Annotated in this window: 9 protein-coding genes; 3 read left to right on the forward strand and 6 right to left on the reverse strand. The window is 68.7% G+C overall.

What is annotated here, in order from left to right; translation table 11 throughout:
* Positions 1-191 precede the first annotated feature (191 nt).
* Positions 192-1,661 carry a cytochrome c oxidase accessory protein CcoG gene (gene ccoG, locus A4F85_RS12470; protein WP_063326750.1) on the reverse strand — a complete coding sequence of 490 codons (1,470 nt, stop codon included), beginning with the start codon at positions 1,659-1,661 and terminating at the stop codon, positions 192-194.
* A 136-nt stretch (positions 1,662-1,797) separates the two neighbouring features.
* Positions 1,798-2,331, reverse strand: coding sequence for a hypothetical protein (locus tag A4F85_RS12475; protein WP_063326751.1), 534 nt, complete (start codon positions 2,329-2,331; stop codon positions 1,798-1,800).
* A gap of 259 nt (positions 2,332-2,590) precedes the next feature.
* Between A4F85_RS12475 and A4F85_RS12480 the strand changes: the two genes are divergently transcribed.
* Entirely contained in the window at positions 2,591-3,562 is a 972-nt protein-coding gene (locus A4F85_RS12480; RefSeq protein ID WP_034398293.1) for a DUF2157 domain-containing protein, read from the forward strand.
* Positions 3,559-5,214: a GDYXXLXY domain-containing protein gene (locus A4F85_RS12485; protein WP_063326752.1), complete on the forward strand. Its 1,656-nt coding sequence runs from the start codon at positions 3,559-3,561 to the stop codon at positions 5,212-5,214. Before A4F85_RS12480 ends, A4F85_RS12485 begins: the two co-directional genes overlap by 4 nt.
* A 14-nt stretch (positions 5,215-5,228) precedes the next feature.
* Here the strand turns inward: A4F85_RS12485 and A4F85_RS12490 are convergent, their stop codons facing one another.
* The 3 genes from A4F85_RS12490 to A4F85_RS12500 form a co-directional block, all read right to left on the reverse strand.
* A complete protein-coding gene (locus tag A4F85_RS12490; protein WP_043792364.1) occupies positions 5,229-6,344 on the reverse strand; it encodes a CaiB/BaiF CoA transferase family protein in 1,116 nt (371 codons plus the stop codon).
* Between the two features lie 157 nt (positions 6,345-6,501).
* Positions 6,502-7,506 carry a Bug family tripartite tricarboxylate transporter substrate binding protein gene (locus A4F85_RS12495; RefSeq protein ID WP_063326753.1) on the reverse strand — a complete coding sequence of 335 codons (1,005 nt, stop codon included), beginning with the start codon at positions 7,504-7,506 and terminating at the stop codon, positions 6,502-6,504.
* A 75-nt stretch (positions 7,507-7,581) separates the two neighbouring features.
* Positions 7,582-9,285, reverse strand: coding sequence for an acyl-CoA dehydrogenase family protein (locus tag A4F85_RS12500; RefSeq protein ID WP_063326754.1), 1,704 nt, complete (start codon positions 9,283-9,285; stop codon positions 7,582-7,584).
* Positions 9,286-9,421: 136 nt separating this feature from the next.
* On the opposite strand from A4F85_RS12500, the gene A4F85_RS12505 reads away from it, so the two are divergent.
* A complete protein-coding gene (locus A4F85_RS12505; RefSeq protein ID WP_063326755.1) occupies positions 9,422-10,321 on the forward strand; it encodes a LysR family transcriptional regulator in 900 nt (299 codons plus the stop codon).
* 142 nt (positions 10,322-10,463) lie between these two features.
* Here the strand turns inward: A4F85_RS12505 and A4F85_RS12510 are convergent, their stop codons facing one another.
* Positions 10,464-13,340: an aconitate hydratase gene (locus A4F85_RS12510; RefSeq protein WP_063326756.1), complete on the reverse strand. Its 2,877-nt coding sequence runs from the start codon at positions 13,338-13,340 to the stop codon at positions 10,464-10,466.
* Between the last annotated feature and the right edge of the window lie 57 nt (positions 13,341-13,397).

The following is a 13,397-nucleotide window of genomic DNA, read 5'->3' on the forward strand; positions in this document are numbered from 1 at the left end:
AGCATTTACACCAGATCGTGTCGCCCGGGAGTCGCCTGGGAAGCCGCCCTTCGGCGCCAGATGGACGGAAAAAAAGGCCCCGGAACAAACTTCCGGGGCCTCAAAACCGATGCCAGCCCGCGCTGCAGCGGACCAGGCATCGTGCACAACAACTGCGCCGTACTCCTGAATCAATCCATCCAACCGGCCCTTCAGCGCGGCACCAGGAACGTGCTGTGCGCCTGCTTGGTAAGCGCCGGGTCACCCACCGCCGTGGCCGTGATCTCCACGCCGTGCGAGCCAGGGCCGGCCGCGCCATAGGGCGCCTGCAGCCGCACCACGACCCAGCGGTCCTGGGCCGCGCCCACGTCCACCTCGGTCTCAGAAGCCACGCGCAGGCCGTCGATGCCCGAGGCCGACAGCACATAGCGCTGGTCCTGCTCCGTGGCATTGCCGATCTGCACGCGGTAGATGTTCTCGATCTGGCCGCCGGCCACGATGCGCGACAGCGTGCCCCGGTCGCGCACCACATCCACCTTCAGCGGCGTGCGCAGGGCCAGGCTGGCCACCATGGCCGTGGAGATGGCCACCAGCGCCGTGCCGTAGATGAGCACGCGCGGGCGGAAGATGCGGCGCACCAGCTCACTCTGGCGCCAGCCCCGGGCCACGCCGTTCTGCGTGGACAGGCGGATCAGCCCGCGCGGGTAGTGCATGCGGTCCATGACGCTGTTGCAGGCGTCGATGCACAGGCCGCAGCCGATGCATTCGTACTGCAGGCCGTCGCGTATGTCGATGCCCACCGGGCAGACCTGCACGCACAGCGTGCAGTCGATGCAGTCGCCAAGCCCCTGGGCCCGGTAGTCCACCCCCTTGTGGCGCGGGCCGCGCGATTCGCCGCGCGCGGTGTCGTAGGTGACGACCAGGGTGTCCTTGTCGAACATGGCGCTCTGGAAGCGCGCATAGGGGCACATGTGCTTGCAGACCTGCTCGCGCAGGAAGCCCGCGTTGCCGTAGGTGGCCAGCGCATAGAACAGCACCCAGAAGATCTGCCATGCGCCGGTCAGCGCCAGCACCTCGGGCAGCAGGCTGCGGATGGGCACGAAGTAGCCGACGAAGGTCAGCCCCGTCCACAGCGAGATCAGCAGCCACAGCGCATGCTTGCCGCCGCGCCGCGCGATCTTCTCCGCGCCCCAGCCGCTGCCGTCCAGCCGCAGCCGCGCGCTGCGGTCGCCTTCGAGCCGGCGCTCCACCCACATGAACAGCTCGGTGTAGACCGTCTGCGGGCAGGAAAATCCGCACCACAGCCTCCCCGCCACCGTGGTGAACAGGAACAGCGCCAGCGCCGAGACGATGAGCAGCACCGCCAGGTAGATGAAGTCCTGCGGATACAGCAGCCAGCCGAAGACGTAGAAGCGCCGCTGCTCCAGGTCGAACAGCAGGGCCTGCCGGCCATGGATCTGCAGCCATGGAATGCCATAGAAGAACAGCTGCGTGAGCCAGACCATGGCCCAGCGCCAATGGGTGAAGCGCCCCGTGATGGAGCGCGGCTGGATCTTCCTGCGCGATTCGAACAGCGGGGAGTCCGCGCTGGCATCGGCGATGGGAATCACCTTGCGTGGCGCGGGCCGCGGCCGGGGGGCTGCGGCGGTTTCATCGGGAAGCGGTTTCGGTCGTTCTGACATGCGGGGCCTTCGCCCCGGCCGGTGCGCCCTTGATGCGGGCTTGTCATGAATTGCCGGGGGCTGCCTGGACTATGCCCAGCGCCCTGCCCTGGCGGTAGCAGCAGATGCAGCGGATTCGACCGTATCAGATGGCGGGTCAGGCCTGCGGCGCGCGCAGCGCCGCAACGGCAAACCGCAGCCCCCACAACACCAGGCACAGACCCAGCAGCGCCGTCAGCGTGCCGATGCGCACATCGGCCTGGAGCACGCCCCAGCGGCTGAAGATCTCCGTCCAGTCATGGTCGCCGCCGCCCACCAGCGGCAGCACCTGGGCGCGCGCGTCCTTCATGTAGTGGGCCACGTTCATGAGGCTCTCTCCCAGCCACATCAGCGCGGCAATCCAGCCCGTGCGCTGGCCCTGCCTGTGGAAATGGCGCATGAACAGGGCCGGGAACAGCAGCTGGAACAGCGTGCCGCCGTAGACCGAGAGATGCTGCGAGAACAGGGCCACCAGCGGATGCCCAGCTTCGTGCAGTGCCAGGTTGGCGTTGTCTAGCAGCAGCAGCCAGTGACCCTGGCTGAGGAAGTGGCCCCAGATGATCCAGGCGGCAAAGGCCGTCAGCGCGATGGCGGCAGGCCGGGTGACCGGCTGCCACTCGATCTGCCCGTCCAGCGCATCGCCGCGCTTCATCGCGCCTGCCCTGCAGGTTGTGGGTGCGGATGCAGATGCGGGTGCGGGGGCGTTTGCGCACCGGGGCAAGGGGCAGGCAGGAAAGGCATGGCGGCAGGATTGGGCTAGGCAGCAATGGCAAGAGGATGGCAGGACTCTGGCCGCGATCTTCCCACGGCTCCCCCGGCTCGCCGGAATGCCGTCCTGCGCCGCCATCCATGCACGCGAGGTTCTGGCACAGTCGGGCATCCGACTCTTCAAGCCAAGGAACGTCCGCACCATGAACCTGCGCCCCCTATTGCATGACCTTGTCCGCCAACATGGCCTGGACCGCAAGGCCGCCGTGCAGCTATTTGCACTGGCGGGATTCGAGCAGGAACCGGCTGCGCTCAGAACCCGCCTGTGGCCCGTGGTGGCCTTGCTGGGCGCGGCGCTGGGCGGGCTGGGCATCGTGCTGTGGATTGCCGCCAATTGGGAGAGCATGGGCCGCATGCAGCGCTTTGCCCTGCTGCAGGGCTTTGTGCTCGTGATGTGTCTTGGCGCGGCATGGCGCGCGGCGGCGCGCGTGCCACTGTCGGTGCTGGCGCTGCTGGGCACGGGTGCGCTGTTCGCCTTTTTCGGGCAGACCTACCAGACGGGAGCTGACCCCTGGCAGCTGTTTGCGCTGTGGGCAGCGCTGACCCTGCCGCTGGCCCTGGCGGCGCGCAGCGATGGCGTCTGGGTGCCCTGGGTGGTGGTTGCCATGACGGGCATTGCGCTGTGGGCGCAGGCCCATACGCCGCAGTTCTGGGAGGTGGAGTCGCGCGACCTGGGCGTCCATGCCGTGGCCCTGGGCGCCGCCCTTGCCGTCACCGCGGTCATGGCACCGGCCCTGCGGCGCTTCACGGGCGCCGGGCTGTGGGCCTTGCGCGGCGCGGGCGCGCTGGCGCTGGCGATGATCACCTCCACCGCCATCAGCGGCCTGTTCCACAGCACGGTGGCGCCGCAGTACCCGCTGGGGCTGGTGCTGCTGGCAGGCGCGGCGGCGCTGGCGGGCCTGCGCAGGCATTTCGACATCTTCCTGCTCAGCGGTGCGGCGCTGGGCCTGAACGTGCTGCTGGTGTGCGGCCTGGTCTACCTGCTGCTGGAGAAACTGGGGGCGGACTTCACGGGCATGCTGCTGCTCGTGGGCCTGGGCGCTGCGTGCCTGCTGGCGGCCACGGTCAGCCTGGTGCTTCGAATGTCACGCAACGCGGAAGGAGGCCTTCAATGAGCCACGAACACGACACCCTGCTGCGCCAGGCCGTGGACCAGGGCATCCTGCCGCCTGCCGCCTTGCAGGACCGCCGCCCTGCCGCCAACGACCGCCATTGGGCGGTGGTGCTGCTCACGGCGCTGGGCGCCTGGCTGGCCCTTCTTCCCTTGCTGATTCTGTTTGCGTTTGCCCTGTCCGACTGGATAGAGCGCGGCGCCGGCACCTATGTGATCGGCGCCATGATGCTGGCCGCAGCCGTGGCCGTGCTGCGCGCCGAGGAGCTGCCCGTCTTCCTGGAGCAGCTGGCCCTGCCTGCCATGCTGACCGGCGCCGGCCTGCTGGGCTTTGGCCTGGCGCGCGACCTGTCGGGGCAGGCTGCGGGCGCGATAGGCCTGGCCATTGCGCTGGCCTGCACGGCCGCCATTCCAAGGCCCTGGCTGCGCGTGTTGCTGGGCGCCGCCTGCGCACTGCTGTTTTGCACCATGCTCTGGCCGGACAACGATCCATCCACCCTGTACGCAGGCCTGCCGACCTGGGTCATCGTGCATGCGGCGCTGCTGCTCTGGATGCTGCTGCTGGCAGCCCAGTGGCGCGCGCTGGGGCAGTCTGCGGCACAGACCCGCATGGCGGCGGCGCTGGAGCCCTTTGCCACGGGCTGGCTGCTGGCGGTGCTGGCTGGCCTGGCCTTTCTGTCCGGCAGGAGCTTCATGGTGGCCGGCGTGCTGGGCGGCGGCCTGGCGGGCGAGCTGGCGCAGGAAGCCGCGCCGAACATCTCCATGGGCGTTCTGACGCAGGCCGGCTCGGCCGTGCTGGCCCTGGCAGCCGCCTGGTTCGCCCAGCGCGCATGGCCCACGCTGCGGCAGCCGCGCGCCGCCGTGGCTGCCGTGGTGCTGGCCGTGCTGAGTGCCCTCCTGCCCTGGCTGGGCGCCTGCCTGCTGGCGCTGGCGGTGACCGGCACCAGCGGCCGCTGGCGGCAGGCCGCAGCGGCCGCCCTGGCTGCGGCCTGGATCGTGGGCAGCTTCTACTACCAGCTGGCCTGGCCATTGGCGACGAAGGCCATGGTGCTGGCCGGCTGCGGCGCCTTGCTGGGCCTGCTGGCCTGGGCAGGGCCGCGCGCCGCATCCCTGCCAGGCAGCGCGGAGACCGCCGCCGCATCAGGCGCCGCGCCCCTGCAACGCTGGGCGCCGTGGCTGGTGGTGCTGACGGCGGCCTGCACGCTGGCGGTGGCCAATATCGGCATTGTGCAGAAGGAACGCACCATCGCCCAGGGCCGCAAGGTGTTCGTGGAACTGGCGCCGGTGGACCCGCGCTCCCTGATGCAGGGCGACTACATGCGCCTGAACTTCCGCCTGCCTTCCGAGGACAGGGACGTGGAGAAAGAGAACCTGCGCGGCGGACGCCTCTACGCCATCGGCAAGCTCGATGGGCAGGGCGTGGTGCAGTGGCTGCGCACCGGCACGGCCAGCGAGCCGCTGGCGCCCGGCGAACAGCGCTTTGAACTCACCCCGCGCGGCGGCCGGTGGACGCTGGTGACCGATGCCTGGTACTTCCGCGAAGGCGATGGCCAGCGCTGGGAGCAGGCCCGCTACGGCGAGTTCCGCGTGGAGCCCGACGGGCGTGCGCTGCTGGTGGGCATGGCTGACGCGCAACTGCACCCCATCGTGCCCTGAGCGCACCAGGCAACTCACTCGAAACTGTCGCCCTCGGCCAGCGGCGCATGCCGGTAGCTGGCCGGCGTGCGGCTGAGCTTGACGGGCGCGCCCAGGCCCCGGTAGCCGCCCTCCATCTCCACCACCATCTCGCGGTGCAGGGTATGCGGATGGTTGAGCGCCGCGTCCACGCCCAGCACGGGCGCGGCGGGCACGCCGATGGCCATCAGCGCATCGGCCAGCGCGGGGCCGTCGCAGGACTGCAGGGCCTGCTCCAGCAGCGGCTTGAGCGCATCGCGGTGGTGCGAACGCTGACCGGCCGTGGCAAAGCGCTCGTCGGCCACCAGTTGCGGGCATCCCAGGTGCTCGCACAGCAGGCGGAACTGGCGGTCGTTGCCCACGGCCAGGAAGACCGGCGTGGTGCCCGTGGCAAAGCTGTCGTAGGGATAGATGTTGGGATGAGCGTTGCCCGAGCGCCCCGGCGTCCTGCCGCTCATGAACCAGTTGCCCGCATGCGGGTGCAGCAGCGAGATGCCGCTGTCGTACAGCGAGACATCGACCAGCTGGCCCAGGCCGCTGCGCTGGCGCTCCTGCAGCGCCAGCAGCACGCCGATGACGCCGTTCATGCCCGTGACCATGTCCACCACCGGCAGGCCCACGCGCAGCGGATCGCCGCCGGCCTCGCCGTTGACGCTCATCAGCCCCGTCATGGCCTGGATGGCCGCGTCATAGCCGGGCCAGGCGCCCAGCGGGCCATCGGCACCGAAGCCGCTGACGCGGCACCAGATGAGGCGAGGAAAGCGCTCGCGCAGCTGCTCCCAGCCAATGCCCCATTTCTCCATGGTGCCGATCTTGAAGTTCTCCACCACCACGTCGGCCTGCTCCATCAGCGCCAGCACGGCCTGCTGGCCTTCGGGCTGGGACAGGTCCAGGAACTGCAGCCGCTTGTTGCGGTTCAGGCCCCGGTAGTAGGAGGACACACCGTCCTGGAACGGCGGCCCCCAGGCGCGCGTATCGTCGCCCTGCGGCGGCTCCACCTTGAGCACGTCGGCACCGTGGTCGCCCAGGATCTGGCCGCACAGCGGGCCACCAAGAATGCGGGAGAGGTCGAGGACACGGATGCCCTGGAGGGCACCATTGGCTCTGCTCATAAAGTTTCTTTCTTCATTGGCACAACGTGCAAGACTGGCGTGTTTCAAGCCACTGGGGCGCCCAGCAAGGGCCGCCCCGCAGCGAAGGCGCCGTCCCACTCCCGCGTGCGAGAGAGGGGGAAGCGGCGTAGCCGCTCAGGGGGTGTTCTCCATCTATTCAATCCAGTTTGGCGCCGGAGGCATCGACCACGGCCTTCCACTTGGTCACTTCCTGCGCGATGAAGGTTGACAGCCCCGCTGGCGAAAGATCGGAAGCCGGCTCCAGCCCCTGGTCGGCAAAGGTCTTGCGGATGCGCTCGCTGCTCAGGGCCTTGCGGAAGGCCGCGTTCAGCGTCTCGATGCGGTCGGCCGGCGTGCCGGCCGGTGCCACCACGCCGAAGAACACGCTCACGTCGTAGCCGGGCAGGCCCTGCTCGGCGATGGTGGGGATGTCGGGCATGGCCTGAGAGCGCTTTTCCGTGGCCACGCCAATGGCCTTGAACTTGCCGGCCTTGATGTAGGGCATGGCGGTGAGGATGTCGGTGAAGGTCATGTTCACCTGCCCCGCCAGCAGGTCGTTGAGCGCCGGTCCCGTGCCCTTGTAGGGGATGTGCTGCAGCGAGGTGCCGGCCATCTTGTTGAACAGCACGCCCGCCAGGTGCGAGGAGGCGCCGTTGCCCGAGGACGCATAGTCCAGGCTGCCCGGCTTGGCCTTGTCCTGCGCGATCAGCTCCTGCACGGTGGTGGCCTTGGTCGCCGGGTTGACCACCAGCACATTGGGCAGGTGGCCCACGCGGATGATGGGCGCGAAGCTGGTCTGCGGGTCGTAGTTGATCTTGCGGTACAGGTGCTTGTTGATGGCCAACGGCCCCGAGGTGCCGAACATGATGGTGTAGCCGTCGGGCCTGGCGCGGGCCACGAAGTCGGCGCCGATGTTGCCGCCTGCGCCGGCCTTGTTCTCCACGATCACGCTCTGGCCCAGCGTCTCGGTCAGCGCTATCGCCAGCGTGCGGGCCATGGCGTCCGTGGGCCCGCCGGGCGGGAAGGGAACGACAAAGCTGATGGGCCGCTCGGGAAAGCGCTCGGCCAGGGCGGCGGCCGGCAGTGCGGCGGTGGCGGCGAGCGCACAGGCCCACAGGAATCGGCGTTTCTGGAAGGACGGCTTCGGGTCAGTGCAAGGCATGGTGTTTGTCTCCGGTACTTGTGCGGTCATCCCTGTGGACGGGATGTGTGTTCTGGGTCGGTGCGGTCGATGGGCTCAGCGTGTCCAGCCTTCGGGCAGGTCGCCTGCCGCCAGCGGGTCGCGCGGCAGCACGCGGTGCAGCAGCACCAGCTGGGCCCAGCGCATGCGCTCGGCGCTGCCGGTGCATGAGGCCTCCCAGGCCATGGCCGTGGCCGCGAAGCAGTGGTACAGGCCCGAGGCGGCGGCGCGCGCCAGGCGGTCACCGCCCTCCTCGGCCGCGCGCAGGGCCAGGGCTGCAGCCTTGTCCATGCTGGCCGACAGCGCGGCCTTGAAGTCCGTGGCCGCCTCGGTCTGGGCCAGCAGCTGGGCCGCGTGGTCGCGCAGCACGGGCAGCGAGCCTTCGCGCTTGATGGCGCGGATCACGTCCAGCGCCACGATGTTGCTGGTGCCTTCCCAGATCGATCCCAGGTGGGAGTCGCGCACCAGGCGCGGATCGCTCCACTCCTCGATGTAGCCGCAGCCGCCGCGCACTTCCATGGCGTCGCCCGTGACCTTGCGCGCGTCGCGGCAGGCGCGGAACTTGATCATGGGCGTGAGGATGCGCAGCAGCGCGTAGGCGCCGTCTTCGCCTGCGTCCGAACGCTGCAGCGCCTGGGCCGTCTGCAGCACCATGGTGCGGGCCTGCTCGGAGTAGATGCGCAGCTTGTCGAGCTGGCGCTGCATCAGCGGCATGTCCTGCAGGGCCTTGCCGAAGGCACGGCGCTCGCGCGCCACGTACTCGGCCTCGGCCACGGCGCGGCGCATCAGCCCGGCCGAGCGCACGCCGTTGGACAGGCGCGAGTTGTTGACCATGTCGGCCATCTGCACGAAGCCCCGACCCTGCTCGCCCACCAGGTAGGCGACGGCGCCGTCGAGCACGATCTCGCCGCTGGCCATGGAGCGCGTGCCCAGCTTGTGCTTGAGGCGCACGATGCGGTAGTGGTTGGCCGAGCCATCGTCCAGCCGGCGCGGCAGCAGGAACAGCGAGATGCCCTTCATGCCCGCTGGCGCGCCTTCCACGCGCGCCAGCACCATGGCGAAGTCGGCATCGGGGTTGGAGCAGAACCACTTGTCACCGGACAGGCACCAGCTGCCGTCGGCGGCCGGGCGTGCCAGCGTCTGGGTGTTGGAGATGTCCGAGCCGGCCGCCTGCTCAGTCATGAACATGGCGCCCTGGGCCTGGTCCTCGAAGCGCAGCTGCGTCATGCGCGGCCAGTACTTCTCGACCAGGGCCGGCTCGCCGTACTTGCGCAGCGTGCGCGCCAGCGAGTCGGTCATGGACAGCGGGCAGCACAGGCCGAACTCGGCCTGCACGAACAGATAGGTCAGCGCGTACTTGGCCAGCGGCGGCAGCTTGCCATCCCAGCCCAGCACGCCCGTGCGGTGCGACATGACGGCCAGGCCGAACTCGCCATAGGCAATGCGCTCCATCTCCACATAGGCCGGGTGCTTGACGATGCGCTGCGCATCGCGCCCCGTGCGGTCGCGGTGCTCCAGCTCGGGCGGGTTGCGGTCGGCGGTCAGCGCCCATTCATCGATCTCGCGGCCGGCCAGGGCGCCCATGCGCTCCAGATGGGGCTGCAGGTGCGCGTTCACCTCGGGCGGCAGGTACAGCGCCAGCAGCGGCTGCAACTGCGAATCGGTGGTGTACAGGTTGCTGCCGTGGCGGTCGGGCACGGCCTGGAAAGCCTGGGCGGGGGAAGACTGCATGGCGGCCAGCGCCTGCGGTTCGGGGTTCATGGTCTGTCTCCTGTGCGGGAACCGGGCCCGGGCGCATGGGCTCCGGGTCTTGGGGATGCCCCCATTTTTGGAAACAGTCCTATTCGAGTCAAATATCGATAATGTATTGATCAATAGTCAAACCGGATAGAACGCCATGGAGCTGAGACAACTGAGGTACTTTCTGGTGCTGGCCGAGGAGCTGCACTTCAGCCGCGCAGCCCAGCGCCTGTCCATCTCCCAGCCGCCGCTGAGCGTGGCCATCCGCCAGCTGGAGGAAGAGCTGGGCGCCCAGCTGTTCGAGCGCACCAGCAAGGAGGTGCGGCTCACGGCCGCCGGCAAGCACCTGCGCGTGCAGGCCCAGGACATCATGGAACAGGCCCAGCGCGTGCGCCAGGACATGCGTGCCATCGCCGACGGCGTGCAGGGCCGCATCCGGCTGGGCTTTGTGGGTTCGGCCATCTACCGCGGGCTGCCCGAGGCGCTGGAGAGCTTTCGCACCCGGCACCCGCTGGTGCGCATCGACATGCTGGAGCTCAACAGCGCAGAGCAGATCGCCTCCCTGCAGCAGGAACGGCTGGACCTGGGCCTGCTGCACGCCACGCGCCCCGCGCCAGGCCTGCAATCACACACCCTGGTGAGCGAGCCATTCATGGCCTGCCTGCCCGCGGGCCACGCGCTGGCCGGCCAGCGCAGGCTGCAGGTGCGCCAGCTGGCGGGCGAGCGCATGGTGCTGTTCTCGCGCCAGGTCTCGCCCGACTACCACCAGCAGATCTGGCAGATCTGCCAGAGCGAAGGCTTCACGCCCGACCTGCACCACGAGGTGCGGCACTGGCTGTCGGTGCTGTCCATGGTGTCGCTGGGCCAGGGCGTGTCCCTGGTTCCGTCCTGCCTGCAGCGCGTGGGCTTTCCGGGGCTGGCCTTCGTGCCCATCCAGGGCCGGCACCCGCAGTCGCAGATGCAGGCCATGTGGCATCCGGGCCATGTGCAGCCCCTGGTCGAATCGCTGCTGGCCCACCTGCGCGACAGCGTGGGCAGGCTGGGGCAGCAGCCATAAACGCCACACCCTTGCTCAGTTCACTATGTCCAAAACTGGCGTGGCCCAAAAGCGAGGGACACCGAGCAAGGGCCGCCCCGCCGCCAGGCTGTCGTCCCCTTTCCAGGGGGAAGCCGCATAGCGGTTCAGGGGGTTTCCAACTTCATTCCAGGAGCTGCCTGAGAACGTACGGCAGGATGCCGCCGTGCCGGTAGTAGTCCACCTCGATGGGCGTGTCGATGCGCAGCTTGACCACCACGGTCTGCTTGCTGCCGTCGGCACGGGTGATCACCAGCTGGGCCTCGCTTTGCGGCGCCAGGTCGGCGGCGGGAATCACTTCCACGAACTCCTCGCCCGTCAGGCCCAGGGTCTGCCAGCTGTCCGTGCCCAGGAACTGCAGCGGCAGCACGCCCATGCCCACCAGGTTGGAACGGTGGATGCGCTCGAAGCTGCGCGCCACCACGGCCTTGATGCCCAGCAGCTGCGTGCCCTTGGCGGCCCAGTCGCGGCTCGATCCCGTGCCGTATTCCTCGCCTGCAAAGATCACGGTGGCACGGCCCTCGGCCTGGTACTTCATGGCCGCGTCGTAGATGGGCATCTTGGTAACCTGGCCCGTGCCGTCGCGGTACAGCGTCAGGCCGCCCTCCTCGCGCGAGCCATCGGGCTGCGCGGGAATCATCAGGTTCTTGATGCGCACGTTGGCAAAGGTGCCGCGCATCATCACCTCATGGTTGCCGCGCCGCGAGCCGTAGCTATTGAAGTCGGCCTTTTGCACGCCGTGGGCCAGCAGCCACTGGCCTGCGGGCGAGCTTTCCTTGATGGAGCCGGCCGGCGAGATGTGGTCGGTGGTGATGGAGTCGCCGAACAGCGCCATCACGCGCGCGCCGTGCACCACGTAGGGGTTGGAGCCTTCGGCGCCAGCGGCGGGCGCTTCCAGCTCAAGCCGGAAGCCGTCGAAGAACGGCGGCTCGGCAATGTAGGTGCTCTCGGGCCAGGTATAGGTGGCGCCCGTCACGCCGTGGATCTTTTCCCAGAGCTTGCCGGGCTCGGAGCGCACCTTCTCGTAGTTCTCGCGGAAGGCCTTGCCGTTCATGGCGTACTTCATCAGCGCGTGGATCTCTTCGCTGGTCGGCCAGATGTCGCCCAGGTAGATGTCACGGCCGTTCTTGCCCTGGCCCACGGGCTCGGTCATCAGGTCACGACGCACCGTGCCGGCAATGGCATAGGCCACGACCAGGGGCGGGCTGGCCAGGAAGTTGGCCTTGATGTTGGGGTGGATGCGCGCCTCGAAGTTGCGGTTGCCCGACAGCACGGCCGCGCAGACCAGGTCGTTGCTGGTGATGGCCTCGTTGAGCTCCGGCGTGAGGTCGCCCGCGTTGCCGATGCAGGTGGTGCAGCCGTAGCCGGCCAGCGCAAAGCCCAGCTTTTCCAGGTAGGGCAGCAGGCCGGCCTCGGTCAAATACTCGGTCACTACGCGCGAGCCCGGCGCCAGAGAGGTCTTGATGTGCGGCTGCACCGTGAGCCCGGCCTTCACCGCCTTCTTGGCCAGCAGGCCGGCGGCCAGCATCACGCTGGGGTTGGAGGTGTTGGTGCAGCTGGTGATGGCGGCAATCAGCACGTCGCCGTTGGCGATGCTCAGGCGCTTGGGCGGCGTGGGGGCATCGACCGGCGCCTCGCTGTGGGCGGCCTCCAGCTTGGGCTTGTTGGCCTCCATCTCGGCCAGCGAGCGCTGCGCGCCGGGCGGATGGGCCGGCGTCTCGGGCGCCACCTCGCCCTCGCCGCCACCGCCTACGCGAAAGCTCCGGCCCAGCCGTTCGATCGGCTGGTTGAACCCGTTGTGCGCCGCAGGGGCGCTGAACAGCTCATCGAACTTGGACGACACATTGCCCAGCTCGATGCGGTCCTGCGGGCGCTTGGGTCCGGCCAGGCTGGGCGCCACCGTGCCCAGGTCCAGGCGCACTACATGCGAGTAGTCGATCTCGCCGGCGGCCGGCACGCCGAACAGTTCCTGCGCGCGGAAATAGCCCTCGAAGGCCTCGATCTCGGCCTTGCTGCGGCCCGTGCCCTTGAAGTAGTCGATGGTTTTTTCATCGACGGGGAAAAAGCCCATGGTGGCGCCGTACTCGGGCGCCATGTTGCCGATGGTGGCGCGGTCGGGCAGCGCCAGGGTGCGCGTGCCTTCGCCGAAGAACTCCACGAACTTGCCCACCACCTTCTCGCGGCGCAGGATCTCGGTCACCGACAGCACCAGGTCGGTGGCCGTCACGCCCTCGCGCAGCTGGCCCGACAGCTCGAAGCCCACCACATCGGGCGTGAGGAAGTACACGGGCTGGCCCAGCATGGCCGCCTCGGCCTCGATGCCGCCCACGCCCCAGCCCACCACGCCGATGCCGTTGATCATGGTCGTGTGGCTGTCCGTGCCCACCAGGGTGTCGGGGTAGTGCACGCCGTCCTTGGTCTTGTGCACGCCGCGCGCCAGGTACTCCAGGTTCACCTGGTGGACGATGCCGAAGCCCGGCGGCACCACGCCGAAGGTGTCGAAGGCCTGCATGCCCCACTTCATGAACTGGTAGCGCTCCTTGTTGCGCTGGAACTCCAGCTTCATGTTCAGGTCCAGCGCCTTCTTGGTGCCGAAGTAGTCCACCATGATGGAGTGGTCCACCACCAGGTCCACGGGCACCAGCGGCTCGATGGACTTGGGCTTCTTGCCCAGCCTGGCGGCCGTGCTGCGCATGGCGGCCAGGTCGGCCAGCAGCGGCACGCCCGTGAAATCCTGCAGCACCACGCGCGACACCACGAAGGGGATCTCGTCCACGCGCTCGGCCTGGGGCTTCCAGTTCGCCAGCTGCTCCACATGCTCGCGCGTCACCTTGTTGCCATCGCAGTTGCGCAGCACGGACTCCAGCACGATGCGCAACGACACGGGCAATCGCCGGACCTGTGGATATTGCCTTGCCAGTTCAGGCAGGGAGAAGAACTTGCCCTTCTTGCCCCCCGCCGCAGCAAAGGACTTGAGGGTGTTTTCATATTCGTGGCGCATCGTGAGACTCCTGGATGAAACTCTGGGAAGGCACATGCGCGCCGCCTTTTCCGGGCT

Origin of the sequence: Delftia sp. GW456-R20, assembly GCF_001622915.1 — a bacterium.
In the GTDB taxonomy this organism is placed as follows: domain Bacteria; phylum Pseudomonadota; class Gammaproteobacteria; order Burkholderiales; family Burkholderiaceae_C; genus Comamonas; species Comamonas acidovorans.

What these genes read in the sequence shown, in the direction of transcription:
- A4F85_RS12485 (WP_063326752.1), top strand. Translation starts at nt 3,559, where the DNA reads ATGAGCCACGAACACGACACCCTGCTGCGCCAGGCCGTGGACCAGGGC.
- A4F85_RS12495 (WP_063326753.1), bottom strand. Translation starts at nt 7,506, where the DNA reads ATGCCTTGCACTGACCCGAAGCCGTCCTTCCAGAAACGCCGATTCCTG.
- A4F85_RS12510 (WP_063326756.1), bottom strand. Translation starts at nt 13,340, where the DNA reads ATGCGCCACGAATATGAAAACACCCTCAAGTCCTTTGCTGCGGCGGGG.
- A4F85_RS12475 (WP_063326751.1), bottom strand. Translation starts at nt 2,331, where the DNA reads ATGAAGCGCGGCGATGCGCTGGACGGGCAGATCGAGTGGCAGCCGGTC.
- A4F85_RS12505 (WP_063326755.1), top strand. Translation starts at nt 9,422, where the DNA reads ATGGAGCTGAGACAACTGAGGTACTTTCTGGTGCTGGCCGAGGAGCTG.
- A4F85_RS12490 (WP_043792364.1), bottom strand. Translation starts at nt 6,344, where the DNA reads ATGAGCAGAGCCAATGGTGCCCTCCAGGGCATCCGTGTCCTCGACCTC.
- ccoG (WP_063326750.1), bottom strand. Translation starts at nt 1,661, where the DNA reads ATGTCAGAACGACCGAAACCGCTTCCCGATGAAACCGCCGCAGCCCCC.
- A4F85_RS12480 (WP_034398293.1), top strand. Translation starts at nt 2,591, where the DNA reads ATGAACCTGCGCCCCCTATTGCATGACCTTGTCCGCCAACATGGCCTG.
- A4F85_RS12500 (WP_063326754.1), bottom strand. Translation starts at nt 9,285, where the DNA reads ATGAACCCCGAACCGCAGGCGCTGGCCGCCATGCAGTCTTCCCCCGCC.